The sequence below is a fragment of the Cellulomonas alba genome (assembly GCF_030362835.1).
GTDB classification, from domain to species: Bacteria; Actinomycetota; Actinomycetes; order Actinomycetales; family Cellulomonadaceae; genus Cellulomonas; species Cellulomonas alba.
In genome coordinates this window covers 1,918,855-1,944,878 of sequence record NZ_JAUCGQ010000001.1, presented here as the reverse complement: position 1 = coordinate 1,944,878, position 26,024 = coordinate 1,918,855, and the positions used below count along the sequence as shown (strand labels likewise).

Sequence of the window (26,024 nt, the reverse complement as noted above, 5' to 3'; positions counted from 1 at the left end):
AGCGGGTGCACCGACCGCGCTGGGCCGCGAGGAAGCGACCGGTCAGGCCGTCCGTGCCCCCGCGCGACCCATGCCGAACGGGTAGAGCTGACGCACCAGCGCCACGAGGTCCGGCGTCGGGGCGACGCCGAGCTCCGCCTTGAGCGCACGTGAGAGCCGCTCGAACTGCCGGAGCGCACCCGCGGGGTCACCCCGGCGGGCGTGGATCTCGATGAGCACCCGGTTCGCCGACTCCGACCACGGCTCGACCGCGACGGCCGCGAGCCCGTACGGCAGCGCCGCGGCGGGCCGGCCGAGCGAGAGCAGCCTCGTCGCGGCGGTCTCGAGCGCCTGTCCGATCAGCACGTGCCACCGCTCGCGGTGGTCCCGCGACCACTCGTCGTCCCACCCCGCGAGGAGCTCGCGCCCGACCTCGGGCGGCGGGCCAGCGTGCTCGTTGGCCGGCGCGTCGTCGTAGATCGTCGCGTTCACCCACGTCATGACGTCGTCGACGTCGACGTGGACGTCGTCTGCGAGCGCGAGCACGGGGCCGCCGACGTCGATGACGCCGGGCGCCGCGCGCCGCAGCCGGGACAGGCCGGTGCGCAGGTTGGCGAGCGCGCGGACCGTCGGCGCGTCGGGCCACATCCGGTCGGCCGCTCGGTCGCGCGACATCGGGCCGTCGAGCGCGAGCGCCGCGAGGAGCCGCGCCGTCGGCTGGGCGAGCGCCACCCGCCTGCCGTCGGCCCGCAACCGGAGCGGTCCGAGCAACGCCAAGACATGACCCATCAAGCCGCCCCCCGCTCGCTCCCCGTGGCGTCAAGGTATCGGCCGCGGCGCCACCCGACTGGTCCGGACACGGAGCCGTCACCCCGTGAAGCGTTGCCGTCACGCCGCCGTGACGCGGGGCGACACGCGAGTGACTCCCGCGGTGCGCGGCCGTCACGCGAGGGCGACGCCGGATCGGTGGCATGGGCTCGCCGGGACGGACCCGGCGACGTCACCACGGGGAGGAACCATGACCACCACCGCAGAGAGCGCGGCCGCGGCACTGGACGCGATCGACCTGAGCGGCATCGAGGAGCACCCGGCGCTGAGCGACACGCTCGCCGTGGCCGCCGGCGGCGCGTCCGACCAGCAGGACGACACCGCGAGCGCCACCGTCGTCGGCAACTCGCTCGTGTCGTTCTCCGCCTACGTCTCGGCGCAGCACAAGGACGACCTCAACAACTCGCTCGCCCTCGCGCAGCTGTCGGGCGTCAAGGCGGGCCACGTGCCGACGAGCGACCCGATCGGCTACTACACGTACGTCACGACGCTGCTCCAGCAGATCGGCTACACGGCGCAGGCGATCGACTTCGGCAGCTACCAGACGAAGACGGCGACGGTCGAGATCGACCAGGTCGTGCTCGAGATCCTCGGCGCGATCATCGCGCCCGCCGAGCTCGGCATCGTCGAGGCCGCCGTCAACGCGCTCAAGGGCTCGGCCGACGACTCCGGCGCGCCGTGGGCGATCTACTCGTCGTCGTCGACGTCGAACAACGCGGGCACGTTCTCGGTCGGACTCGCGAACGAGACGAACGGCTCGGTGGCGCTCCAGCTCGGAGCGTTCGCGTTCACGGGCACCGCCGACACGACCAAGTTCCTGTGGATGACGTACTCGTCGACCTCCGTGTCGATCCAGGACGGCTCGACCAGCCTGTCGCTCAACGACGCCGTCTACTCGAAGGTCCGCAAGGAGGTCCAGAAGAAGCTCGGCGAGCACGCGAAGAACTACATCGCGAACCTGCCGGACCTCTGATGGCCCGCTACGCCTGTGTCGCGGGCGTGGCGGTCGAGCTCCCGACCGGGACGAAGCCGGGCGACCCGGTGGTCGACGCGCTGCTCTACGCGCTGACCGCGGCGCAGCGGTCCGCGACCACGCAGCCGCTGCTCGACGCGGTGGTCGCCGACCTGGCCCTGCTCGGCTTCGCGACCGGCTCCTCGACGTCCTCGTCGACCACGCTCCGCCCGCGCGACGTCCCGCTCGCCCGGGCGTCGGCTGCGCCGCCGTTCGTCAGCGCCACCCTGGCGGCGGTCCGACGGGCACCGGCAGCCGTCCGCGCGGCGTTCGCGGGCTTCGCGGCGTCGGAGGCGGGCGCTGCGACCACCCGCGCGTGCGCGCAGGTGACAACCGCCGCGGGCGAGGTCGGGATCGTCCTCGCCCTGCTCGCGCTGAGCCCGCCGGCCGAGGACGCGGCGGCCTTTCCCTGGGCTCCGGTGACCGCGCCGGGGACCCTCACGCTGCGCACCGCGAGCCTCGCCGCCGACCCGGTGGTGTGGACGCCCCCGGTGGCTCGGCAGCTCGCCCAGAAGGTCGCTGCGCTCGAGCACAGCGTCCTGACGTTCCGCTGAAGTCGAAGGAGATCACCATGAACGGAGCACCCGAGGTCGAGGTCGGCGGTGTCGTGTTCAAGTACGCCGAGCTGCGCACGGGCTCACGCGGCATCAAGATCTGGACCGCCGCCGCCAAGCCGGTCGAGTACAAGCTGCGGCCCGACCCGCACGAGAGCCGCGAGTACAACAAGAAGCCGGAGAGGTTCTACCTCGAGGTCGCCACCGCGATCGGCGGCCTCTTCAACGCCGCGCCCGGCGCGTGGCCGCCGTACGGCACGCAGGTGCACGTCGCCCTCACCGACGAGGACTACGCGCTCGACCAGCCGTGACCGGTCGCGTCCTGTGAAGCACGAACGCCCCGCCGACCATCTCGGCGGGGCGTTCGTCGATCGCGTGGAGCCAAGGGGACTCGAACCCCTAACCCCCTGCTTGCAAAGCAGGTGCGCTACCAATTGCGCCATGGCCCCGACGGGACGCGCGCGCCCCGGGGTGGAGTGTCTCGCCGGAGCGAGCCGCTCACTCGAAGGTGTCGGTGACCTCTGCCCACAGGTCCCGCTCGTCGCGGTCCTGCGTGATCTTCTGGTACACGACGTAGCCGGCGGCCGCGACCGCCAGGAGGAGCAGGAGCTTCTTCATCGGGTCCCCCACGGGTGGTCGGGAGTGGGCCTAACAGGACTTGAACCTGTGACCTCTTCCTTATCAGGGAAGCGCTCTAACCGTCTGAGCTATAGGCCCGTTGGCGCGGACGTCACCGCCCTCGCGCGCCGGACGAGACTACCCCAGGCCAGGTGCCCCGCCCAAACCGAGCGTCGGCTACTCGTCGGTCATCGTGACGTGCAGGCCACCGACCAGTGCAGCGACGATGTTGTACAGGAAGGCCCCGATCGTCGAGAGCGCTGTCAGCAGGAAGACGTCGATCACCGCGATGAGCGTCGCGCCGGACACGACCCGCTTGAAGGCGACGTACTGCAGGATGTTGACGCCGCTCTCCTTGCCGGTGACCTGGATGATGAAGTCGTTCACCTTGGTGAACACGTGCAGGCCGTCGAGCGTGAACCACACCGCCGCCGCGGCGACCACGAGCATGATGCCCGCAGCGACCGAGAGCAGGAACGACAGCTTCATCACGGACCACGGGTCGACGCGCGAGATCGCGAGTCGCACGCGGCGGGGCCCGCCCACGGCGGGGATGCGGCCGGTGGCCGGGCGCGCGGTGCTGCCGAGGCCGGCCGGACCGGAGCCCGCGGCACGCGGCGCAGACGCGGGGGCCGCGGCCGCGGAGGGGGCGCTCGCGGGGGCGGGCGCCGGCGGGATCGTCGTCATCGGGGGTTCCTCGGTGCGGGGGCGGGTCATCGAGCCGATCGCGGCACCTGTGGCGGTGGCCGCCTTCCGAACCCAGACAGTCGCCGTGTCGACGGCAGTCTGGAGCGGCGAGGGCGGTTCGTCGTCGTCGGTCGGTGCCGGGAAGTCGGCGTCACTCCGAGTCTGCGGGGTGTCGATGGGCTCCCGCGCAGGGCGCGCGGGTGAGTTCGGTGGAGATCCCGGGGAGACGGTCGTGGCGCCGGTGGCACCGTGGCCGTTCGAGGCGAGCGCCGGGGCCGCCGAGGCCGAGGCGCTCGCGGCGGCCGCGGCCGTGCCGTTCGGGCGCTGCTGCGTCCCGTTCGGTCCGGACGGCGCGCCACCGGAGCCGGACGCCGATCCGGTCGACGTCCTGCCGTTCTTCGACGTCGCGGTCCGCCCGGTCACGCTCGTGCGGACGGGCCGCGTCTCCTCGGGCGTGTCCCACGCGACCGCGGACCCGGTCTGCGCACGCGACGACGTGGGCTGACGGGCCTCGCCCGACGGCTCGGTCGGGCGCTGGCGCGGGGGGATCGACGGCGGGGTGGGTTCGGTCATGCGTCCTGTCCTGAGGCCTCGGCGTCGGCGGGTCCGACGCCCTCAGCTGCGTCAGACGCGCCCGGAAGGTCCGGGTCGCTGTCGGCGCCCACGGTACCGGCATCGTCTGCGAGGTGCCGCTCGGTGTTCCGAGCGACCGCGATGATGCGGTCGCCGCGGTCGGGCTTCGCGAAGATGACGCCCTGGGTCGCGCGACCCGTCGCGTGCACCTCGGCGGTCGCGGAGCGCACGATCTTGCCGCGCTCCATGATGACGAGCACCTCGTCGTCGGCGTCCACGACGAGCGCGCCGACCAGGTCGCCGTTCGCCTCCGGCAGGTTCGCCACCTTGATGCCCAGGCCACCACGACCCTGCTGCCGGTAGTTCTCGACCGTGAGCGCGGTCCGCTTGGCGATGCCGCCCTCGGTCACGGTGAAGAGGAAGGCGTCCTCGCGCACCACGTCGGCCGCGAGCAGCTCGTCGTCCGCGCGGAAGCTCATGCCCTTGACGCCCGACGCCGGCCGGCCCATCGGCCGCAGCGCATCGTCCGACGCGGTGAACCGCACCGACTGACCCTTGCGGCTGACGAGGATCAGGTCCTGGTCGGCGTTGACGATGCGCGCCGAGACCAGCTCGTCGGGCAGGCCGTTCTCGTCCTCGCGCAGGTTGATCGCGATGATGCCGCCCGAGCGGTTCGAGTCGTACTCGGTGAGCTTCGTCTTCTTGACGAGGCCGCGCTGCGTGGCGAGCACCAGGTACTCCGCCTGCTCGTAGTCGCGGATGTCGAGCACCTGCGCGATCTTCTCGCCCGGCTGGAACGCGAGCAGGTTCGCGACGTGCTGGCCCTTCGCGTCGCGGCCGCCCTCGGGCAGCTCGTACGCCTTGGCGCGGTACACGCGGCCGAGGTTCGTGAAGAACAGCAGCCAGTGGTGCGTCGTCGTCACGAAGAAGTGGTCGACGATGTCGTCCTCGCGCAGCTGCGCGCCGCGCACGCCCTTGCCGCCGCGGCGCTGCGCCCGGTAGTTGTCGCTGCGCGTGCGCTTCGCGTAGCCGCCGCGGGTGATCGTGACGACCATCTCCTCCTCGGCGATGAGGTCCTCGATCGAGACGTCGCCGTCGTAGGGGAGGATCGTCGTCCGCCGGTCGTCGCCGTACTTCGTGACGATGTCCGCGAGCTCCTCGGAGACGATGTCGCGCTGGCGCTGGTCGGAGGCGAGGATCGCGTTGTACTCCGTGATGAGCGCCTCGAGCTTGGCGTAGTTGTCGAGGATCTCCTGGCGCTGGAGGGCAGCCAGCCGGCGGAGCTGGAGGTTGAGGATCGCCTGCGCCTGCGGCTCGTCGATGTCGAGGAGCTCCATCAGGCCGCTGCGCGCCTGGTCGGCGTCGGGCGAGCGCCGGATGAGCGCGATGACCTCGTCGAGCGCGTCGAGCGCCTTCAGGTAGCCGCGGTAGATGTGGATCTCCGACTCGGCCTTGTTCAGGCGGTAGCGCGTGCGGCGCTGGATGACGTCGATCTGGTGCGCGGTCCAGTGCCGCACGAACGCGTCGATGCTCAGCGTGCGCGGGACGCCGTCGACGAGCGCCAGCATGTTCGCGCCGAACGTGTCCTGCAGCTGCGTGTGCTTGTAGAGGTTGTTGAGCACGACCTTCGCGACGGCGTCGCGCTTGAGCACGATCACCAGGCGCTGGCCCGTGCGGCCGGACGTCTCGTCGCGGATGTCGGCGATGCCCTGCACGCGGTTCTCGCGGACCAGGTCGGCGATCTTGCGCGCGAGCGTGTCCGGGTTCACCTGGAACGGCAGCTCGGTCACGACCAGGCAGATGCGGCCCTGGATCTCCTCGACCTGCACGACCGCGCGCATCGTGATCGAGCCGCGACCCGTGCGGTACGCGTCCTCGATGCCGCGGTGGCCGAGGATCGTGGCGCCCGTCGGGAAGTCGGGACCCTTGACGCGCACGAGCAGCGCCTCGAGGAGCTCCTCCTTCGAGGCCTCCGGGTGCTCGAGGTACCACTGGACGCCGTCGGCGACCTCGCGCAGGTTGTGCGGCGGGATGTTGGTCGCCATGCCGACCGCGATGCCGGCTGAGCCGTTGACCAGCAGGTTCGGGAACCGGCTCGGCAGGACGGACGGCTCCTGGGTGCGGCCGTCGTAGTTGTCCTGGAAGTCGACGGTGTCCTCGTCGATGTCGCGAACCATCTCCATGGCCAGCGGCGCCATCTTGCACTCGGTGTACCGCGGGGCCGCGGCGGGGTCGTCACCGGGGCTGCCGAAGTTCCCCTGTCCCGCGACGAGCGGGTAGCGCATCGACCAGTCCTGCACGAGGCGGACGAGCGCGTCGTAGATCGCGGTGTCGCCGTGCGGGTGGTACTTGCCCATGACGTCGCCGACCACGCGGCTGCACTTCGAGAACTGCCGCTCGGGGCGGTAGCCCCCGTCGTACATCGCGTAGAGCACGCGCTTGTGCACCGGCTTGAGGCCGTCGCGGACGTCCGGCAGCGCACGGCCGACGATGACCGACATCGCGTAGTCGAGGTACGACCGCTGCATCTCGAGCTGCAGGTCGACCTGGTCGATCCGGCCGTGCTCGATGCCGTCGGATCCGGTGGTCTCGCTCACGTGTGTCCTTCGTCAGGTGGTGCGGGAGGTTGTCGTGGGTGCGGGGCGCGCGCGAGCACGCCGCGGCCTCAGATGTCGAGGAAGCGCACGTCCTTGGCGTTCTGCTGGATGAACGAGCGGCGCGACTCGACGTCCTCGCCCATGAGCACCGAGAAGATCTCGTCCGCCGCGGCCGCCTCGTCGAGGTTGACCTGCAGCAGCGTGCGGTGCTCGGGCGACATGGTCGTCTCCCACAGCTCCTGGTAGTCCATCTCGCCCAGACCCTTGTAGCGCTGGATCGCGTTCTCCTTGGGGAGCCGCTTGCCGTTGGCCGTGCCGTCGGCGATGAACGCGTCGCGCTCACGGTCGGAGTACACGAAGTCGTGCTCGGCGTTGCTCCACTTGATCCGGTAGAGCGGCGGCTGCGCGAGGTACACGTGACCGTTGGTGATGAGCTCCGGCATGTACCGGAAGAGCAGCGTCAGGAGCAACGTGCAGATGTGCTTGCCGTCGACGTCGGCATCCGCCATCAGCACGATCTTGTGGTAGCGGAGCTTCGCGAGGTCGAAGTCCTCGCCGATGCCCGTGCCGAAGGCTGTGATCAGCGACTGGACCTCCTGGTTGCCCAGTGCCTTGTCGAGACGCGCGCGCTCGACGTTCAGGATCTTGCCGCGGATCGGCAGGATCGCCTGCGTGCGGGGGTTGCGGCCGCGGACCGCCGAGCCGCCGGCGGAGTCCCCCTCGACGATGAAGACCTCGCACTCCTCCGGGCGGTTGCTCTGGCAGTCCTTGAGCTTGCCGGGCATGCCGCCGGACTCGAGCAGGCCCTTGCGACGGGTCGCCTCGCGCGCCTTGCGGGCCGCCATGCGGGCCGCGGCCGCCTGGATCGACTTGCGGATCACGTCGCGCGCGTCGTTCGGGTGCGAGTCGAGCCAGTCGCCGAGCTTCTCGTTGACGACGCGCTGCACGAACGTCTTCGCCTCGGTGTTGCCGAGCTTCGTCTTCGTCTGGCCCTCGAACTGCGGCTCACCGAGCTTGACGGAGATGACGGCGGTCAGACCCTCGCGGATGTCGTCACCCGTGAGGTTCTCCTCCTTCTCCTTGAGGATGCCCTTGTCGCGCGCGTACTTGTTGATGAGCGTGGTGAGGGCCGCGCGGAACCCCTCCTCGTGCGTGCCGCCCTCGGTGGTCGAGATCGTGTTCGCGAACGTGTGCACCGACTCGGAGTAGGCGGTCGTCCACTGCATCGCGATCTCGACGGAGATGCGCTTCTCCGTGTCCTCGGCCTCGAAGTCGATGACCTCGGGGTTGACCAGCTCGACCTTCTTCGCGGCGTTCAGGTGAGTGACGTAGTCGAGCAGCCCGTTCTCGTACTTGTAGGTGACGACCCGGACCTTGGGCGCCTCCTCCTCGCCGACGACCTCGTCGCCCTCGACGACGTGCTGCGGACGCTCGTCGGTCAGCGTGATCTGGAGGCCCTTGTTGAGGAACGCGTACTGCTGGAACCGCGCGCGCAGCGTCTCGAAGTCGTAGTCGATGGTCTCGAAGATGCTCGAGTCGGCCCAGAAGGTCTGCGTCGTTCCGGTCTCGTCGGTCGGCTCGCCGCGGCGGAGCTCGCTCGCGGGCTTGCCGCCGTCAGCGAAGTCCATCTCCCACGAGTAGCCGTCGCGCTTGACGACGGACTCGACGCGCGTCGACAGCGCGTTCACCACCGAGACGCCGACGCCGTGCAGCCCGCCCGAGACGGCGTAGCCGCCGCCGCCGAACTTGCCGCCCGCGTGCAGGATCGTCATCACGACCTCGAGCGTCGGCTTGCCCTCGGTCGGGTGGATCGCGACCGGGATGCCGCGGCCGTTGTCGACCACGCGCACGCCGCCGTCCGGCAGCAGCGTGACCTCGATGTGGTCGCAGTAGCCGGCCAGCGCCTCGTCGACCGCGTTGTCGACGATCTCGTAGACCAGGTGGTGCAGACCGCGCGCACCGGTCGAGCCGATGTACATGCCGGGCCGCTTGCGGACCGCCTCGAGGCCCTCGAGAACCGTGATCGCGCTGGCGTCGTAGCCGCCGTTGGTCGATCCGCTCTTGGTCGGGGTGTCGGGCTTGTTCGTGCTCTGCTCGGCCACGTGCGGGCTCGCTCCTGTCGACTCACAAGCGCCGCGGAGCGCGCCGCCGGACCCGAAGGAGGGCGGATCACTCCATGACGCTGGAGTTCTCGTCTCTGTACCGGCACCGATGCGCCAGGAATGACCTGTCCAGTCTACCTGCCGGACCCCCCGAAACCCGGGTTCGGGGCCGCCCTGTTCACCGTCAGCCGTACGTGTCGCGCTCGCCGCGGCCCCGGACGCGCTTCGGGCCGCGGCCGAATCTCGGACCGCCGGGCCCCAGGACGGTGATCTCGAGGACCGCGTCGGCGCCGAGATCCTCCGCGAACCGGGCGAGCATCGTCGGGACCAGGAGCCGCAGCTGGGTGGCCCACGCGGTCGAGCTCGCACGAACGGTGAGCGCGCCGCCCTCGAACGACTCGAACGCGCACTTGTCCGCGACCTCGGCGCCGACGAGCTCGGCCCAGCGGTGCTGGATCGAGCCGCCGAGCCGGTCCGACGAGGACCCGAGCCCAGCCAGCACGCCGTCGAGCGTGTCGCCGATCGATCGCGGGTCGCGCGGGCCGACGCCCGGCGCGCCGGCCGGGGCGTCGAACGAGGGCCGACGCCGGGGTGCGTCGCCGGGGCGGATGCCACGCGCGCGAGCCGCCGCCTTGGCGCGGCCGAGCGCGGCGGCGGCCACCCGATCGGGCGGCGTCAGGTCGGCGACCACGTGCAGCGGCGTCCCGTCGTCCGCCGAGCGGGCCGGCGCAGGCAGCAGCGCGTCGTCAGAGGACACGCGCGACCTCGCCGCCCATGACGTCGACCCGGGCGCCGGCCAGCGGCTCCGGCACGTCGTCGGCGACGGCGGCCGTGATCAGCACCTGACGCGCGGGGGCGACGAGCTCCGCGAGCCGGTCGCGACGCCGGGCGTCGAGCTCGGCGAACACGTCGTCGAGAATCAGCACCGGCTCGCCGTCGTGGCCCCAGCCGAGGGCGTCGTCACCGCCGTCGGTGAGCAGCGCGTACGACGCCAGGCGGAGGGCGAGCGCGTACGACCAGGACTCACCGTGGCTCGCGTACCCCTTGGCGGGCATGCCGCCGAGTGCGAGGACGAGATCGTCACGGTGCGGGCCGACGAGGCTGACGCCGCGGTCGATCTCCTTGCCGCGCAAGCGCCCCATCGCCTCGAGCAGCTGCGCCTCGACGAGCTCGACCGACGCCCCTGCCGCGGTGATCACGTCCTCGTCCTGCTCGAGCACGGCGTCGAGCGACGCGCGGTACGTGATGACGGCATCGCCCTGCCCCGCGCTGACCTGCGCGTACGACTTCGCGACGTGCGGCGCGAGCTCCGCGACCAGCGCACGGCGGGCCACGACGATCTCCGCTCCGGTCTGCGCGAGCTTGGCGTCCCACACGTCGAGGGTCCGCAGATCCGCGCCGCCCCGAGACCCGCGCACCGCGGCACCCGCCGACTTGAGCAGGGCCGAGCGCTGACGCAGCACGCGTTCGTAGTCACCGATCGTCGCCGAGATGCGCGGCGTCCGTTGCACGAGCAGCTCGTCGAGGAACCGGCGTCGTCCGTCCGGGTCGCCCTTGACGAGAGCGAGGTCCTCGGGCGCGAACAGGACCGTCCGGAGGATGCCCAGCACGTCGCGGGCGCGGGTCGGCGACGCACCGTTGATGCGCGCGCGGTTCGACCGGCCCGGCGTCACCTCGAGCTCGACGAGGGTCGCGCGGGACTCGCCACGCTCGTCGTCACGCACGACGCGCGCCCTCACGATCGCCCGCGACGCACCCTGCCGCACCAGGGCCGCGTCGCTCGGCACACGGTGACTACCCAGCGTCGCGACGTATCCGATGGCCTCGACGAGGTTCGTCTTGCCCTGACCGTTCGGGCCGACCAGCGCCGTGATGCCCGGCTCGAGCGGCAGCTCGACCTGCGGGTAGGAGCGGAAGTCGGTGAGCGACAGGTGGGCGACGTACATCGGGTGGGGCTGGGATCGCTCAGGCGTTCGGGGGCACGGCGGCGGCCCGTGCGGGCGTGCTGCTCGATGCGGCGGGACCGGTCGTGCCCGCCGGCTTCACCGCGTGGCCACCGAACTGCTGGCGGAGCGCCGCGACGGCCTTCATCGCGGGGGACTCGCCCTGACGCGACGCGAACCGCGCGAACAGCGACGCGGAGATGACGGGTGCCGGCACCGCGAGGTCGATCGCCTCGTCGACCGTCCAGCGGCCTTCGCCCGAGTCCTCGACCCAGTCGTCGATCGCGCCGAGGCCCGGGTCCTGCTCGAGCGCCTTGACCAGTAGCTCGAGCAGCCAGGAGCGCACGACCGTGCCGCGCACCCAGGCCTTCATCGTGCCGTGGACGTCGGTGACGAGGTCCTTCGCCGCGAGGAGCTCGTAGCCCTCCGCGTACGCCTGCATCAGGCCGTACTCGATGCCGTTGTGGACCATCTTCGCGAAGTGTCCGGCGCCGACCGTGCCCGCGTGCACGAAGCCCTCCTCGCGGGGACCCTCAGGCCGCAGCGCGTCGAACACCGGCATCGCGCGCTGCACGTGCTCGACGTCGCCGCCGACCATCAGGCCGTAGCCGTTCTTGAGACCCCACACGCCGCCGGAGACGCCGGCGTCCATGAACCCGACGCCCTTGGCGCCGAGTCGCTCTGCGTGCGGCAGGTCGTCCTGGTAGTACGAGTTGCCACCGTCGATGACGAGGTCGCCCTCGCTCAGCAGGTCGGCGAGCTGGTTGATGACGTCGTCCGTGATCTCGCCGGACGGGACCATGACCCAGACGACGCGCTCTCCGGCCGGCAGCGCCTCCACCAGCGCCTCGAGGCTCGGGACGTCGGTGACGTCGGGGTTGCGGTCGAACCCTGTGACCTCGATGCCGGCGCCCCGCATGCGCTCGCGCATGTTCGCGCCCATCTTGCCCAGACCCACCAGACCGACGTGCATGGCCGTCCGCCCCTCCTCGTTCGGATTCGAGCCGCGTCTTCCGAGGCCCGGAGCCACTGTGCACCCGCGACGTGCGACCGCGCACACCGACGCCGGGTGCCGGCCGTTGCCGCCGTCAGCTCGCGAAGCGGATCGGCACCAGCAGGTAGCGGTAGTCCTGCTTGTCGTCGCCGTCGGCCGACTCCTGGCCCGTGAACTCGACGGGCTTGTTGGGGTGCGTGAACGACATGCGCACGAACGACGTGTCGAGCGCGCCCAGGCCGTCGAGCAGGAACTGCGGGTTGAACGCCACCGAGATGTCCTCACCGACGAGCGTCGCCTCGAGCGCCTCGGACGCCTGCGCGTCGTCGCCCTGGCCGGCGTCGAGCACGACCTGGCCCTCGGTGAACGACAGCCGGATCGGCGTGTTGCGCTCGGCGACGAGCGCGACGCGCTTCGCGGCCTCGGCCAGCGCGTGCGTCGCGACGACGGCGTGGATCGGGGTCTCGTCAGGGAACAGGCGACGCACCGCGGGGTAGTCGCCGTCGACGAGCAGGCTCGTCGTCTGCCGGCCCGCGGCCTCGAACCCGATCAGGTCGACGCCGGCGCCGGTCGAGAGCGCGACCGTGACCGAACCGGCGCCGCCCAGCGACTTCGCGGCGTCGGTCAGAGTCCGGGCGCGCACCAGCGCGACGGTCGAGACGTCGGGCGACGCCGGCTTCCACGTGAGCTCGCGCAGCGCGAGGCGGTACCGGTCCGTGGCGAGCAGCGTGACCTTCTCGCCCTCGATCTCGACGCGCACGCCCGTGAGCAGGGGGAGCGTGTCGTCACGGCTGGCGGCGACGGAGACCTGCGCGACCGCGTGCGTGAGCTCGTCGCCGTCGACCGTGCCCGTGGTCGGGGGCATGGTCGGCAGGTTCGGGTAGTCCTCGACCGGCATCGTCAGGAGAGTGAACCGGCTGGCGCCGCAGGTGACGACGACCTTCGTGCCGTCGAGCACGACGTCGACGGGCTTGTCGGGGAGCGCCCGGGAGATCTCCGCCAGCAGCCGGCCCGACACCAGCACGGTGCCCGGGTCGCTCACGTCGGCCGGGATCTGGGACCGGGCGGAGACCTCGTAGTCGAAGCTCGAGAGCTGGATCGTGCCCGTCGAGTCCGCCTCGATCCGCACACCGGCGAGGACCGGCACGGGCGGACGGGTCGGCAGGCTGCGCGCCGTCCACGTCACTGCGTCCGCGAGAACGTCACGCTCGACCCGGAACCTCATGCCTCACCTCTCGTCGTCACGCACGTCGGACCTCGCCCGTGCTGCTGCCCGCCGGTCGCCCCAGGGTCTGGGGATCCGTCGAGCAGCTCTCGGGCGCGTGCCTGCACGAGTGCCTTGAACGGGTGTGCTCAGAGCACTGCAGAGTCAGGCTGCGGCCGGCGTCAGCCGAACATTACGCGAGAGGTCCGACACGCGGGTACGACCGGGCCTGCCGCGTTCGTGTGAGCCCAACGGCGGTGTGTGGATCTCGGCGAATGACAAGTCTCGTCGTCGTCATCGGTCGTGTGGATGGTGTGGATGACAGGCGTTGTCGCAGGTGGTGCCGAGAATCGGGTGTGGAGGCGCGATGTGAGCCGGCCGCCGCCACCGGTGGACGCCTCGGGACGACGCTGGAGCCGCCCGTGAGCGTCCACCGGATGCAGCCTGGTGTTCCACAGCTCCAGACACTCGATCCACCGTGATCCACAGGTGTGTACACAGGTGTGGAGATTCGTCCCATGCATGTTTCACCCGGAGCCTGAGTGTTGCCGCCAACTGCCGCGAACCGTTTCGGCCGTGAGAACTCGTTCATGGCATCGGGCCCCGTCGGGCCGGCGCCGAGGCCGTGAGCAGGCGTCATGCCAGGTCACCGGGCCGCGGCCCCTGCGCCCGGGTCGCATCGCGTCGGTCCTCGGGCCGGGTACTTCGTCCCCAGCCAGCCTGTGGGTACTGTGGATAAACGTTCGCCATAGTGGGACGAAACCGGGCGAACGGTTGTGGGTGACGCGGCGGATGTGCACAGGGCAGAGCGGCGCGGGCACGCTTCCCGCGCGTGGTGCGGCCAGGGGTCAGGACCGGCTCTGCTGCTTGATCCGGTTCGTCAGCTCGGTGACCTGGTTGTAGATCGAGCGCCGCTCGGCCATCAGCTCACGGATCTTGCGGTTCGCGTGCATGACCGTCGTGTGGTCGCGTCCGCCGAAGGCCTGGCCGATCTTGGGCAGGGAGAGGTCGGTCAGCTCGCGGCAGAGGTACATCGCGATCTGCCGGGCCGTCACGAGCACGCGGGAGCGGGACGAGCCGCACAGGTCGTCGATCGTCAGCCCGAAGTACGACGCGGTCTGCCCGATCACCTGCGTTGCGGTGATCTCGGTCGTCTGGTCGTCCGTGATGAGGTCCTTCAGCACGATCTCGGCGAGCGAGAGGTCGACCTGCTGACGGTTGAGGTTCGCGAACGCCGTGACGCGGATCAGCGCACCCTCGAGCTCGCGGATGTTCGTCGAGATCTTGCTCGCGATGTACTCGAGGACGTCCGGCGGCGCCTGCAGGCGCTCCGAGCCGGCTTTCTTGCGGAGGATCGCGATACGCGTCTCGAGGTCCGGCGGCTGGACATCGGTGATGAGGCCCCACTCGAAGCGGGACCGCATGCGGTCCTCGAAGCCGTTCAGCTGCTTGGGCGGCAGGTCGGACGTGATCACGACCTGCTTGTTCGCGTTGTGCAGCGTGTTGAACGTGTGGAAGAACTCCTCCATCGTCTGTTCCTTGCCCTGGAGGAACTGGATGTCGTCGATGAGGAGCACGTCGACCTCGCGGTAGCGGCGCTGGAAGGCACCGGCCTTGCCCTCGGAGATCGAGTTGATGAAGTCGTTGGTGAACTCCTCCGAGTTCACGTACCGCACGCGAACGCTCGGGTAGAGGTTCTGGGCGTAGTGGCCGATCGCGTGCAGCAGGTGCGTCTTCCCGAGGCCGGAGTCGCCGTAGATGAAGAGCGGGTTGTATGCCTTGGCCGGCGCCTCGGCGACCGCGACCGCGGCGGCGTGCGCGAAGCGGTTCGAGCTGCCGATGACGAAGGTCTCGAACAGGTACTTCGGGTTGAGGCGCGCCGGCTCGGGGTTGGTGCGCCGCGGGTGGGCCGGGCGGTCGTCCTGCGACGGGGGCGGGGGCGCGTCGCCCTGGCCGGTGCTCTGCTGGATGTCGCGCGGCTCGATCGCGGTCAGCGGCTGCTGGGGTGCGGGCATCGGCAGCGGGGTGTCGCCGTCCAGGTCCGGGTCGACCGTGACGGCGAACCGGGCGTCCCGTCCGAGAGCCTCCGTCAGGGCGCCGGACACCTCGGAGCGCACCCGGGACTCGAGATAGTCCTTGGTGAGGTCGTTGCCCACGGCAAGCAGCAAGGTGCCGTCGAGGAGGCCGAGAGGACGGGCGAGCCGGACGAAGGCCAGCTGGCGCGGCGTGATGTCGGGGCTCGTCTCCAGGCTGCCGACGACGTGGCCCCAGACCCGGGCGAGCTCTTCGTCCTGTGACACGTCCTACCTCATGCAGTTCTGTCGGCGCGGGTGGTCGAGTCTGGCATGCGGCGTCCTTGTCCACATACTTGTCCACACCTGTGAGCGGTGATATGGAGCCTCGGAACGGCGCCTGACGACCTGCATCGTGCCGGGCTGCCGCCGGAGTGATCGCGCCGGCCCGGCCGTCACCTTTCCACAGCCGAGCGGTGCGGGACGAGGAGCGATGCTAGTCAGGCCCGCACCGGGACGACAGGGGGCGAACGGGTGATGACGGACAGGTGTCCAACTCATGGGACGCAGCGTCGACCGAGGGCGGCGCGAGGCCCATTTGACCGTCCTCCAAGGGGCGGCGTACCGTTGTCCAGCCTTCCTGATGGCTCCTGCTGGCGCGCCCTGAGTGGCGACGCCGCGCGCGCGGCGCGTGCGTGGAGCAGTCGAGCTCGGCACACGGACCTGGTCGCGCGCATCGCTGCGCGGCCCACGCGAAAGACAGTTGGAGACCCTCGTGACCAAGCGCACGTTCCAGCCGAACAACCGGCGTCGGGCGAAGACCCACGGCTTCCGCCTTCGTATGCGGACCCGCGCGGGCCGCGCGATCCTTTCGGCTCGTCGCCGCAAGGGCCGCGCGGAGCTCTCGGCCTGACCTCAGCGTCGGTGTTGCCCGCAGCGCACCGGATGCGCCGCGCTGCCGACTTCGAGCAGGCGGTGCGCCGGGGTGCGCGCGGCGGGCGCGACACCCTCGTGGTGCATCTGACGACCCGAACCGACCTCGGTCCGCAAGGACCGGTGGTCGGTTTCGTCGTGTCCAAGGCCGTGGGGAACGCGGTGACACGAAACCTGGTGCGTCGCCGACTCCGTGGCCTCGCGGCAGAGCGGTTGTCGTCGCTGCCGGCCGACGTCGGTCTCGTCGTCCGCGCGCTGCCGCCGGCGGCGGCACGGCCCTACGCCGAGCTCGCGGACGATCTCGACGCGGCCCTGGCGGTCGCACAGCGTCGCGCGGCTCGGAGGTGACCGGGGTGCGCTCCGTGCTTCGCGTCCTTCGACGCCTCCCGGCACTGCTGCTCGTCGGGCTGCTGCGCGGCTACCAGCTGTTCGTCTCGCCGCTGACGCCGCCGTCGTGCCGGTACTACCCCTCGTGCTCGACGTACGCCGTACGCGCGATCCAGGTGCACGGTGCCGTGTACGGCACCTGGCTCGCGGTGCGTCGGGTGCTCCGCTGCCACCCCTGGGCGGCAGGTGGCGTCGATGACGTCCCGCCTGCTCGCCCGCACACCCATCACTTCGTGGCCCCGTCCACGCACTGATCCCCGAAAGAGGAGCTCTGCCCCATGTCGTGGTTCGACGGCCTGCTCAAACCGATCATGGTGGTTGTGGCCTGGATCATGGTCCAGTTCCACAGCCTGTTCTCCGCCATCGGCCTGGACCCTGACGGGGGCGCCGCCTGGGCGTTCTCGATCATCGGCCTGGTGATCGTGATGCGGATCCTGCTGATCCCGCTGTTCTTCAAGCAGATCAAGGCGTCGCGTGGCATGCAGCTGCTCGCGCCCGAGATGCAGGCGATCCAGAAGAAGTACAAGGGAAAGACGGACCCGGCGTCCCGCGAGGCGATGAGCCGCGAGACGATGGAGCTCTACCGCAAGCACGGCACGAACCCGTTCGCGTCCTGCCTACCGATCCTGCTGCAGTCGCCGATCTTCTTTGCGCTGTTCCGGGTGCTGAACTCGCTGCCCCAGCTCGCGGACGGGCAGTACCACGGCGGTACGCACATCGGCCCGATGACGGGCGAGCTGGCGAAGTCCGCGGAAGGCGCCACGATCTGGGGCGCCCCGCTCTCCGGCGTGTTCGCGCGCGCCGACGGCAACGTGCACATCCAGATCGTGGCGGCGGTCCTCATCGTCGCGATGGTGGCGACCACGTTCCTCACGCAGCGTCAGCTGACGATGAAGAACATGCCGCCGAGCGCTCTGCAGGGGCCGATGGCCCAGCAGCAGAAGGTGCTCATGTACGTGATGCCGCTGATCTTCGCGTTCTCCGGCGTGCAGTTCCCGATCGGTGTCCTCATCTACTGGACCACGACGAACCTCTGGTCGATGGGCCAGCAGTTCTACACGATCAGGCGGATGCCGGCCCCCGGCTCCGAGGCCGAGCGACTGATGAAGGAGCGCAAGGCGCGCAAGCTCGCCGAGCGCGGCGGCATCGAGGAGGGCCCGTCCGCGGTCGCCACGATCGAGGAGGCTCCGCGGCCCAGCGGTCAGCGGGAGCAGCCGAAGCGGAAGTCGCGGAACAAGCCTCGACCCACCGGCGCCGGGACAAGCCCCGCGAGCGCGCGCATCGAGGATGGCCCGGCTCAGCCGCCTGCCACCTCGCCCAAGCCCGCAGGACCGACGCCGGGCGCGAAGTCGACGCCTGCGAAGTCCGCATCCAAGCCCAAGAAGAAGTAGCGCCTCGGCGCCCAGAGCGGAGAAGACGCATGACGACATCTGACGCACCGGCAGAGCCCACGCGTGCCACGCGCCTCGAGGAGGAGGGCGAGATCGCAGCGGACTACCTCGAGGAGCTCCTCGACATCGCGGACCTCGACGGCGACATCGACATCGACGTCGACCACGGCCGTGCCGCGGTGGAGGTCGTGTCCGAGGATGCAGCCGACCGGTCCCTGCGCCGCCTCGTCGGCCGCGAGGGGGAGGTGCTCGACGCACTGCAGGAGCTGACCCGTCTGGCGGTGCAGACGCGGACGGGCGAGCGTAGCCGGCTGATGCTGGACGTCGCTGGGTACCGCGCGGCCCGCAAGACCGAGCTGGTCGCCGTCGCGCAGGAGGCGATCGAGAAGGTGAAGACGTCGGGCACCGCCGTGGCACTGGCCGCGATGAACCCGTTCGAGCGCAAGGTCGTGCACGACGCCGTTGCGGCGGCGGGCCTGAGCAGCGACTCCGAGGGGGTCGAGCCCCAGCGGCACGTGGTGGTTCGGCCGTAGTCCGTTGATCGCGGAAACGGGAAGGTGCCTCGTGCACCTTCCCGTTTCTTGTCTGTGGGTGCGCCGGCGGTCGCGCTGTTTCACGTGAAACGGCGGGGGTTCGCGGCGTCACGGGGGGTTGCGCCGGGCGACGCCTGGCGCGCCTCGGGGCGGCGGCGGTGGGCGCGGGTCGACATGACCGCTGTCGCCGGTCGGCAGATCGCCGGTCCAGGTGGAACGGTCCCGGGCGCCACATTGAGACGGCCGTTTCACGTGAAACAGGTGCCATGCTGGTGCTTGGCTGACCTCTTCACGCGACGTCGGCGGGGATGTGTACTCGAGTCGGGGGCGGCGGGTCGATCCGGGGATCCGGACAGGGGCCCCTACGCGATGCGACCGCGGTGTCCGGGGGCTTCCACTCGCGTTGAGGCGCTTTGTTTCACGTGAAACAGCGCGCCGCGCCGATGCACTGGCGTGCACCCCGTCGCGAACGGGCCGGGATGCCAAGCGCCTTGCCATGCCAGAGACTGGCTGGCCGGGCCGCGAGGCGACTTGTAGCCGGTGGTTCCTGACGTGGGGGCGAGCCGCTGTTGAAGGCACCTCGGTCCCGGTGGACGCAGCCGGTGCTTCGCATCGAGGGCTGCGTCGGTTCACGGAAGTCGGGGCGATGCGATCCGTCCCGCGAGTGGGGACGGTTGCCGGTGGGTGCTCTCGCCCATGGCTGGCACCACCGCCCGATCCGTTCCGCGACTCAGAACGTGTGGCCGATGCGTGGTCTCGACCACGGCCGGCACCATCGGCGCCCACCGATTCCTGCACGGGCAGTGGTGTCTGGCCCGGGTTCCGAGACTTGGCGCTACGGTCCCGGGGATGTCGGCGTTCGGTTCGGGTTCGGACGCGCCGGCCGGTCTCGCCCTGGCACGGAGAGCTACCCGGCCGGTCCTCGCCCTGCCGCGGAGAACTATCCGGAGCCCGTGTGTCTCACGTGAAACGGGATGGCCCGGGGGCGGCGCGTGTTGGCGCCGAATCTGCGCGGTGGCGGGCCTCCGCGCAACCGGTAGCAGGTGGGGATGTCGTCGACGGTTGGGCTGCGTCAGCCGATAGGGTGACGAGGCCCATCCGGGCAACGTGGCCGCGCGAGCGAGGGAGCGTGTCTGTGACGGTGGCGGACGAGCACCTGGATCCTCTCAGCGGCGACCCCCGGCTCCCCACCTTCTTCGGCGCCGCATGGCCGCAGATCTCGTCGTTCGACGCACTGCTTCGACGCGAAGGCCCGGTTCGTGGCCTCGTTGGTCCGCGCGAGCTCGGGCGGCTCTGGGAACGGCATCTGTTGAACTCCGCGACGGTCGCGGGGCTTCTCCCGGCGCGCGGTCGTGTGATCGACCTGGGGAGTGGCGCAGGCCTGCCCGGTGTCGTCGCAGCGGCGATGCGTCCGGACCTCGAGGTGGTGCTGCTCGAGCCGATGCTCCGGCGAACCGAGTGGTTGACCGAGGTGGTCGAGACGCTCGGCTTGACGAATGCGCGGGTGCTTCGAGGCCGAGCGCAGGATGTGGCCGGCGCGATCGATGCCGACGCCGTGACCTGCAGGGCAGTCGCGGCACTGGACAAGCTCCTCGCCTGGAGCGCGCCGCTGCTGCGGCGCGAGGGGCGGCTCGTGGCCCTGAAGGGCGAGCGGGCCCCGGAAGAGCTCGACCTAGCGAAACTCGCCTTGAGGAAGCTCGGGTACGTGGATGCCCAGGTCAGGCAGGCGGCGAGCATCGACGGGATCGAGCCAACCCACGTGGTGCTCGCGACCTGGGAGGGCACGCGTGTTCGGTAGGCGGAAGTCGCGGCCCGAGTCGCCTCAGCAAGACGGCCACGACCGCGATGCAGGTGTCGCGCAGACGGATTCCGCCGCGCACGAGGTGGCAGCGCGATCAATCCAACCAGCCGAGGCTGCCGGCGGGGCCGAGGCGGTCGAGCCTGCCGGCGAGGTGAACCGGGCGACGACGGTGGCCGAGGACCAGTCCGCCTGGCGCCACGCGTGGACGACTCGTCCGGCGCCGGATGTGTTCTTCGAGTCCGATGAGTCGGCGACCGCTGACCCAGGTGTTGGCGCCAACCCGCCGTCACCGTCGCAGTTCCGGCCGGATGGCTTGCGACCGGGCCCGTCATCGGTTCAGGGCGCGAGCACCGGGGCGCCCGGAGTCGCGCTCGACGCAGCAGCGCAGATGGCCGCCAGCGATGTTTCACGTGAAGCCGGCCCTGCCCAGGACTCTGACGCCCAGGCGGGCGACGGACAGGCGCGGGGCCGCACTGAGCCGGGCGCGGTCGAAGATGACCACTCAGCGCCCGTGGCAGGAGCCCCCGGCGGCGTCGGTCGAACCCAGCGGGTCGGCTTGGCTCCGACCGGACAGGGCACGACTGTGCCGACCCTGGCGTCGCCCGAGGCACGACCGACGGGCTCCCAAGCGCCGGCGTCCCCCGTTTCACGTGAAACCACTCGCGGCACCCACGACGACGAGCCAGCAGCCCGGGACTCGAGCGGCGACGCTGCAGCGCTCGCACAGTCACCCGGACGAGCGTCGGAGATCGTCGTTTCACGTGAAACGATGACCGCCGAACATCGCGAGGTTCGGACCGCGGGTCCTCCGTTCGAAGGTCGACCCCTCACCGCCGGGCGGACGCCAGCCGAGCGGGCGCCCGAGGTGTTCGCCCCTGACGTGGACAGCGATGCGGCGGGGCCTCACGCGCCGAACCTCGGCGCTGAGATCCCCGGACAGAGGAGTGGAGTGGACGCGGACGAGAAGCGCAGGGCCGCGCTGGTCGAGAGCCTGCCAGTCGCGAGCGAAGACACGCCCCTGATGGCCCAGCTTCAGGAGGACGCGCGGCGGCGCATCGAGCTGCGGGGACGACAGTTCCCCAAGCCTGCGCACACGCGGGTCATCACCGTTGCGAACCAGAAGGGCGGTGTCGGCAAGACGACGACGACCGTCAACCTGGCGGCCGCGCTGGCGCAGTCCGGGCTGAACGTGCTCGTGCTCGACAACGACCCGCAGGGCAACGCCTCGACCGCGCTGGGGATCCCGCACCACGCGGGTACGCCGTCGATCTACGAGGTCCTCGTCGAGGGTGCGCCGTTGTCGGAAGCTGTGCAGGAGAGCCCGGACGTCCCGAACCTCTGGTGCGTGCCGGCGACGATCGACCTCTCGGGCGCGGAGATCGAGCTCGTCTCGCTCGTGGCTCGCGAGACGCGGCTGAGGAACGCGCTCGACCAGTACCTCGCGTGGCGCATCGAGCAGGGCCAGCAGCCGATCGACTACGTGTTCGTCGACTGCCCGCCGAGCCTCGGCCTGCTCACCGTCAACGCGTTTGTCGTCGCGCGTGAGGTGCTCATCCCGATCCAGTGCGAGTACTACGCGCTCGAGGGTCTGAGCCAGCTGCTGAAGACCATCCAGCTCATCCAGGCGCACCTGAACCGCGAGCTCCACGTGTCGACGATCCTGCTGACGATGTACGACGCGCGCACGAACCTCGCGCAGCAGGTGGCGGCGGAGGTGCGAACCCACTTCCCGGAAAGCACGCTTCGGACCACGGTTCCGCGTTCGGTCCGGATCTCCGAGGCGCCCAGCTACGGGCAGACGGTCATGACGTATGACGCGGGTTCCACGGGCGCGCTGGCGTACCTCGAGGCCGCGCGCGAGCTCGCGGAGCGCGGTGCGCCGAGCGCGGGCGTGTCGGGCACCGGTGCGCCGGACGAAGCGAGCACCATTCAGCAGGCAACGGCGGCCAGCACGGTCGAACTGGAGGCGCAGTGAGCGACAAGCGACGTGGACTCGGTCGAGGTCTCGGGGCCCTGATCCCGACGGGGGCAGACGGGCAGCGTCCGAAGGGCGAGCGGCCCGTCGACGTGTTCTTCCCCGGACCGTCGAACGGGAGCGCCACGGCAACGGCCGTCGTCGACGCCCCCGCCGACCCTGAGGCGCTCACCGACCCGCAGGACGACGGGACCGCGGCGCGGACGGCGGAGGCCGACCTCCCCGCGGCATCCGCCGCGGGGGATTCCGACCACGCCGGCGAGGGCGTGGCGCAGACGCGTGCCGAGAGCGCATCGGCCGACACCGCGACAGCCCACGCGCCGTCCGGAGACGACGGCCTCGTCCCGGTGCCCGGCGCCCGCTTCGCTGAGCTGCCGGTCGAGTCGATCCGGCCGAACCCACGCCAGCCCCGGACGGTCTTCGAGGAGGAGGCGCTCGACGAGCTCGTCGGGTCGATCCGCGAGGTCGGCGTGCTCCAGCCCGTCGTGGTCCGGGACGTCGGAGACGGCTACGAGCTGATCATGGGCGAGCGCCGGTGGCGCGCCACGCAGGCCGCCGGCCTCTCGACCATCCCGGCGATCATCCGCGAGACCGACGACGGCGACCTGCTGCGAGACGCGCTCCTCGAGAACCTGCACCGGTCGCAGCTGAACCCGCTCGAGGAGGCCGCTGCCTACCAGCAGCTGCTCGACGACTTCGGCTGCACGCACGACGAGCTCGCGACGCGCATCCAGCGCTCGCGGCCCCAGATCTCGAACACGCTGCGCTTGCTCAAGCTGCCGCCGCTCGTGCAGCGGCGCGTGGCCGCGGGTGTGCTCTCCGCGGGACACGCGCGGGCGCTCCTCGGCCTGAACGACGCGGCTGCCGCCGAGCGGCTGGCGCAGCGCATCGTTGCCGAGGGACTCTCGGTGCGCACGGTGGAGGAGATCGTCGCCCTTGGCGGTGACCCGGAGAAGCCCGCTCGCCGAGCCGCACCTCGCGCCGGCGAGAGGAACGTCGCGCTCGACGACCTCGCGTCGCGCCTCTCCGACCGCTTCGACACCCGGGTCAAGGTCAGCCTCGGCAAGACGCGCGGACGCCTGACCGTGGAGTTCGCCTCTGTCCAGGACCTCAACCGGATCCTCGGCAGCCTCGCTCCGGAGGATCCCGGTCTCCTGCGCGGCTGACGCAGACATGGGACGACTCGCCGACGCAAGACGCCCTCGGTTGATCAGCTGCATGCGGCGTTCGACGGGCACGTGCGTGACGAGACGTCCCTGCGGGGGTAAGGCCGCAGGTCAGCGCAGAGAAACAGGGGCGCCGCGCCAAGCGGCGGAGACGACGTCCCGGTAGAGCTCGCCGAGGTTCAGCGCCGCCGCCTCGGCTGCCTGCGGGAACAGCGACGTCTCCGTCATGCCCGGAGCGACGTTCACCTCGAGGAACCATGGCACGCCGTCGGCGTCGACGACCAGGTCGGTGCGCGACAGTCCGGAGAGCCGCAGAAGGGCGTGCGCCCGCACGGCGACGTCGGCGGCGTCGGCCGACGCGGTCGCGGACAGGCGTGCCGGCGTGAAGTACTCGACGCGCCCCGGGTTGTAGCGCGCGTCGAAGTCGTACGGCCCGTCGACGACGACCTCGACCGCCGGCAGCGCCACGGGACCCGATCCGGTGTCGACGACACTCACAGCGACCTCGGTGCCACGGACCGCGCGCTCGACCAGGGCCGTGTCGCCGTACGCGAAGCACTCGACCATCGCGCGGGGCAGGTCTTCTGCGACCTCGACGAGCGACACACCGAGCGCTGATCCACCGCGCTCGGGCTTGACCACGAGCGGCAGCCCGAGCCGGTCGACGAGAGCGGCCAGCACGGCAGGTGCGTCGAGCTCGCGGAAGAGGGCCTGGGGAAGCGTCACGAACTCCGGCGTGCGGATGCCCGAGGCGGCGAGCAGGGTCTTGGCCACCGGCTTGCTCCAGGCGACGCGGCTCGCTCGGGCGTCGGACCCGACCAGCCGGAGACCGAGCAGCTCTACGACGTCGCGCACCGATCCGTCCTCGCCGGTCGCGCCGTGCAGGAGCGGCCACACGACGTCGGGTCGCAGCTCGCTCAACGCCGTGACGAGGTCGGCGTCCACGTCGTGCACGGTGACCTCGACGCCGACCGCACGGAGCGCGTCGGCGACGCGACGGCCCGATCGGAGCGACACGTCACGCTCGTGCGAGAGGCCACCCGCGAGCACGACGACCCGCGGAAGAGGGCGCCCGCGCGCCGAGCTCCCAGGTCCGGGACCAGCGGAGACCCGCCGCCCGGCCGCCGGGCTCCGAGCCTCGGGCGCACTGGGCGCCTGCTGCCCATCGGTCGCAGCGCCATCCTCAGGCGCATCGGCCGCCCGCCGATCACCGATCGACGCCTCCCGCGGAGGCGTGGCGAGCTCTGGCGGATCGCCCGGCAACGCGTCGGGCCCGGGAGCCTCGGGAACCGGCGCAGTCACGACAGGTCGGGCGACGGCGCCTGGACGTCGCCACCACCGGCGACGCCGCCGGTGCCGAACAGGTCCACGAGCTCACGCTCGCCGGACACGACGCCGGCCAGACGACGCACGCCCTCACGGATCCGCTCGGGCGTCGGGTAGCAGAACGACAGGCGCAGGTGGTCCGAGCCCGCACCGTCGTAGTAGAAGGCGGTGCCGGGCACGTAGGCGACGCGCGCGGTGACGGCACGCGGGAGCATGTCACGCGAGTCGAGCCCGTCGGGCAGACGCACCCACGTGTAGAAGCCGCCCTCCGGCACGTTCCACGACGCGGACGGCAGGTACTCGGACAACGCCGAGATCATGGCGTCGCGCCGTTCCCGGTACTGCTCGCCGTAGGACTTGACCTGCCCCCGCCAGTCGAACGTCTGCAGGTACGCCGAGATGGCGAGCTGCGATGCGTTCGAGGGGCAGAGGATGGCGGACTCGGACGCGAGGACGAGCTTCTCACGGACCGCGTGCGGAGCGACGACCCAGCCCACGCGGTACCCGGGCGCGAACGTCTTGGAGAACGAGCCGAGGTAGACGACACCGTCCTCCTCGAGCGCGCGGAGCGCGTCACGCGGCGGCGCGTCGAAGCCGAGCAGGCCGTACGGGTTGTCCTCGACGACCAGCACGCCGTGGCGGCGCGCGATCTCCAGGACGCGCGGCCGACGCGCGGCCGACAGCGAGACACCAGCCGGGTTGTGGAAGTTCGGCACGGTGTAGAGCAGCTTGACGGTCCGACCTGCCGCGGCGAGCTGCGTAAGCGTCTCGTCGAGCGCCTCGGGCACGAGGCCGTCGGCGTCGATGGGCACGTGCACGACGTCCGCCTGGTAGGCGCGGAAGACGCCGAGCGCGCCGACGTACGAGGGCGCCTCGGCGACGACCACGTCGCCCGGGTTGACGAAGATGCGCGTCACGAGGTCGAGGCCCTGCTGCGAACCGGTGGTGACGACCACGTCGTCGGCGTGCGCGCGGATCCCCTCGAGCGCCATCACGTCGAGGATCTGCTCGCGCAACGTCTCGTCACCCTGGCCGGAGCCGTACTGGAGCGACGTGAGGCCGCGCGTCGCGACGACGTGGGAGGCGAGGGCGGCGAGCTCCTCGAGGGGGAGGCCCTCGAGGAACGGCATGCCTCCTGCCAGCGACACGACCTCCGGTCGGTTGGCGACGGCGAACAGGGCGCGGATCTCCGAGGCGCGCATGCCGTGGGTGCGGTCGGCGTACGAACCGAGCCACGGGTCGAGACGAGTGCCGGCGGCGGCCGCGGACGGGGTCATCTGGCCCGACGTCTCGCGGTCGGGCACGGGCTGTGTCGTCATCCGCGCAGTCTCGCACGTCGGCGGAGCAGCACGTCAGAACCACAAGTGGTCGAAGCGTGGACATCCGGGGCCGAGACGCGAGATGACGCC

General features: G+C 71.1%; 24 protein-coding genes and 2 tRNA genes. 12 read left to right on the top strand and 14 right to left on the bottom strand.

Annotation, left to right across the window (positions count from 1 at the left end):
- Nucleotides 1–42: 42 nt before the first annotated feature.
- A complete protein-coding gene (locus QRT04_RS08910) occupies nucleotides 43–711 on the bottom strand; it encodes an AfsR/SARP family transcriptional regulator (RefSeq protein WP_289454859.1) in 669 nt (222 codons plus the stop codon).
- Nucleotides 712–997: 286 nt separating this feature from the next.
- Between QRT04_RS08910 and QRT04_RS08905 the strand changes: the two genes are divergently transcribed.
- The 3 genes from QRT04_RS08905 to QRT04_RS08895 are packed head-to-tail and all read left to right on the top strand — an operon-like array spanning nucleotide 998 to nucleotide 2,684.
- Nucleotides 998–1,780, top strand: coding sequence for a hypothetical protein (locus tag QRT04_RS08905; protein WP_289454858.1), 783 nt, complete (start codon nucleotides 998–1,000; stop codon nucleotides 1,778–1,780).
- The gene (locus tag QRT04_RS08900; protein ID WP_289454857.1) at nucleotides 1,780–2,373 is read left to right on the top strand and encodes a hypothetical protein; all 594 of its coding nucleotides are present in this window, start codon (nucleotides 1,780–1,782) and stop codon (nucleotides 2,371–2,373) included. The genes QRT04_RS08905 and QRT04_RS08900 overlap by 1 nt, the downstream gene beginning before the upstream one ends.
- A 17-nt stretch (nucleotides 2,374–2,390) precedes the next feature.
- On the top strand, nucleotides 2,391–2,684 hold the full coding sequence (locus QRT04_RS08895) for a hypothetical protein (RefSeq protein WP_289454856.1): 294 nt from the start codon (nucleotides 2,391–2,393) through the stop codon (nucleotides 2,682–2,684).
- 65 nt (nucleotides 2,685–2,749) lie between these two features.
- Here QRT04_RS08895 and QRT04_RS08890 read toward each other — a convergent pair.
- From QRT04_RS08890 to QRT04_RS08875, 4 genes are all read right to left on the bottom strand, one after another.
- Nucleotides 2,750–2,822, bottom strand: a tRNA-Ala gene (locus tag QRT04_RS08890).
- Nucleotides 2,823–2,871: 49 nt separating this feature from the next.
- On the bottom strand, nucleotides 2,872–2,991 hold the full coding sequence (locus tag QRT04_RS08885; protein ID WP_289454855.1) for a DLW-39 family protein: 120 nt from the start codon (nucleotides 2,989–2,991) through the stop codon (nucleotides 2,872–2,874).
- 25 nt (nucleotides 2,992–3,016) lie between these two features.
- Nucleotides 3,017–3,090, bottom strand: a tRNA-Ile gene (locus tag QRT04_RS08880).
- A 78-nt stretch (nucleotides 3,091–3,168) separates the two neighbouring features.
- Nucleotides 3,169–3,678 (bottom strand): DUF3566 domain-containing protein, encoded by a 510-nt coding sequence (locus QRT04_RS08875; RefSeq protein WP_289454854.1) that lies wholly within the window; start codon nucleotides 3,676–3,678, stop codon nucleotides 3,169–3,171.
- Between the two features lie 232 nt (nucleotides 3,679–3,910).
- Between QRT04_RS08875 and QRT04_RS08870 the strand changes: the two genes are divergently transcribed.
- Complete coding sequence (locus QRT04_RS08870; RefSeq protein ID WP_289454853.1) at nucleotides 3,911–4,183, top strand: hypothetical protein; 273 nt, start codon at nucleotides 3,911–3,913, stop codon at nucleotides 4,181–4,183.
- A gap of 64 nt (nucleotides 4,184–4,247) precedes the next feature.
- On the opposite strand, the gene gyrA is transcribed toward QRT04_RS08870, so the two are convergent.
- From gyrA to dnaA, 7 genes are all read right to left on the bottom strand, one after another.
- Entirely contained in the window at nucleotides 4,248–6,848 is a 2,601-nt protein-coding gene (gyrA, locus tag QRT04_RS08865) for a DNA gyrase subunit A (protein ID WP_289454852.1), read from the bottom strand.
- 68 nt (nucleotides 6,849–6,916) lie between these two features.
- Nucleotides 6,917–8,950 (bottom strand): DNA topoisomerase (ATP-hydrolyzing) subunit B, encoded by a 2,034-nt coding sequence (gyrB, locus tag QRT04_RS08860; RefSeq protein ID WP_289454851.1) that lies wholly within the window; start codon nucleotides 8,948–8,950, stop codon nucleotides 6,917–6,919.
- A 184-nt stretch (nucleotides 8,951–9,134) separates the two neighbouring features.
- Nucleotides 9,135–9,707, bottom strand: a complete 573-nt coding sequence (locus QRT04_RS08855) for a DUF721 domain-containing protein (RefSeq protein ID WP_289454850.1) — start codon at nucleotides 9,705–9,707, stop codon at nucleotides 9,135–9,137.
- Nucleotides 9,697–10,896: a DNA replication/repair protein RecF gene (recF, locus tag QRT04_RS08850; RefSeq protein WP_289454849.1), complete on the bottom strand. Its 1,200-nt coding sequence runs from the start codon at nucleotides 10,894–10,896 to the stop codon at nucleotides 9,697–9,699. Before recF ends, QRT04_RS08855 begins: the two co-directional genes overlap by 11 nt.
- A gap of 19 nt (nucleotides 10,897–10,915) precedes the next feature.
- Nucleotides 10,916–11,866, bottom strand: a complete 951-nt coding sequence (gnd, locus tag QRT04_RS08845; protein ID WP_289454848.1) for a phosphogluconate dehydrogenase (NAD(+)-dependent, decarboxylating) — start codon at nucleotides 11,864–11,866, stop codon at nucleotides 10,916–10,918.
- A gap of 115 nt (nucleotides 11,867–11,981) precedes the next feature.
- Entirely contained in the window at nucleotides 11,982–13,112 is a 1,131-nt protein-coding gene (gene dnaN / locus QRT04_RS08840; protein WP_289454847.1) for a DNA polymerase III subunit beta, read from the bottom strand.
- An 827-nt stretch (nucleotides 13,113–13,939) separates the two neighbouring features.
- The gene (dnaA, locus tag QRT04_RS08835) at nucleotides 13,940–15,391 is read right to left on the bottom strand and encodes a chromosomal replication initiator protein DnaA (protein WP_289454846.1); all 1,452 of its coding nucleotides are present in this window, start codon (nucleotides 15,389–15,391) and stop codon (nucleotides 13,940–13,942) included.
- 487 nt (nucleotides 15,392–15,878) lie between these two features.
- Between dnaA and rpmH the strand changes: the two genes are divergently transcribed.
- From rpmH to QRT04_RS08795, 8 genes are all read left to right on the top strand, one after another.
- Entirely contained in the window at nucleotides 15,879–16,016 is a 138-nt protein-coding gene (gene rpmH / locus QRT04_RS08830; protein ID WP_263730993.1) for a 50S ribosomal protein L34, read from the top strand.
- An 11-nt stretch (nucleotides 16,017–16,027) separates the two neighbouring features.
- Complete coding sequence (rnpA, locus tag QRT04_RS08825) at nucleotides 16,028–16,384, top strand: ribonuclease P protein component (RefSeq protein ID WP_289454845.1); 357 nt, start codon at nucleotides 16,028–16,030, stop codon at nucleotides 16,382–16,384.
- Nucleotides 16,381–16,677 carry a membrane protein insertion efficiency factor YidD gene (yidD, locus tag QRT04_RS08820; protein WP_289454844.1) on the top strand — a complete coding sequence of 99 codons (297 nt, stop codon included), beginning with the start codon at nucleotides 16,381–16,383 and terminating at the stop codon, nucleotides 16,675–16,677. The genes rnpA and yidD overlap by 4 nt, the downstream gene beginning before the upstream one ends.
- A 24-nt stretch (nucleotides 16,678–16,701) precedes the next feature.
- Nucleotides 16,702–17,814: a membrane protein insertase YidC gene (gene yidC, locus QRT04_RS08815; protein ID WP_289454843.1), complete on the top strand. Its 1,113-nt coding sequence runs from the start codon at nucleotides 16,702–16,704 to the stop codon at nucleotides 17,812–17,814.
- Nucleotides 17,815–17,843: 29 nt separating this feature from the next.
- Entirely contained in the window at nucleotides 17,844–18,347 is a 504-nt protein-coding gene (locus QRT04_RS08810) for a Jag family protein (RefSeq protein ID WP_289454842.1), read from the top strand.
- 1,135 nt (nucleotides 18,348–19,482) lie between these two features.
- Nucleotides 19,483–20,145, top strand: coding sequence for a 16S rRNA (guanine(527)-N(7))-methyltransferase RsmG (gene rsmG, locus QRT04_RS08805; protein WP_289454841.1), 663 nt, complete (start codon nucleotides 19,483–19,485; stop codon nucleotides 20,143–20,145).
- 772 nt (nucleotides 20,146–20,917) lie between these two features.
- Nucleotides 20,918–22,123 (top strand): ParA family protein, encoded by a 1,206-nt coding sequence (locus tag QRT04_RS17185; protein WP_407653610.1) that lies wholly within the window; start codon nucleotides 20,918–20,920, stop codon nucleotides 22,121–22,123.
- Nucleotides 22,120–23,289, top strand: coding sequence for a ParB/RepB/Spo0J family partition protein (locus tag QRT04_RS08795; RefSeq protein ID WP_289454840.1), 1,170 nt, complete (start codon nucleotides 22,120–22,122; stop codon nucleotides 23,287–23,289). Before QRT04_RS17185 ends, QRT04_RS08795 begins: the two co-directional genes overlap by 4 nt.
- Nucleotides 23,290–23,400: 111 nt before the next feature.
- Here the strand turns inward: QRT04_RS08795 and QRT04_RS08790 are convergent, their stop codons facing one another.
- Both QRT04_RS08790 and QRT04_RS08785 read right to left on the bottom strand, forming a co-directional pair.
- Nucleotides 23,401–24,339: a D-alanine--D-alanine ligase family protein gene (locus tag QRT04_RS08790; RefSeq protein WP_289454839.1), complete on the bottom strand. Its 939-nt coding sequence runs from the start codon at nucleotides 24,337–24,339 to the stop codon at nucleotides 23,401–23,403.
- Nucleotides 24,340–24,587: 248 nt separating this feature from the next.
- A complete protein-coding gene (locus QRT04_RS08785; RefSeq protein ID WP_456064474.1) occupies nucleotides 24,588–25,934 on the bottom strand; it encodes an aminotransferase-like domain-containing protein in 1,347 nt (448 codons plus the stop codon).
- Nucleotides 25,935–26,024 lie beyond the last annotated feature (90 nt).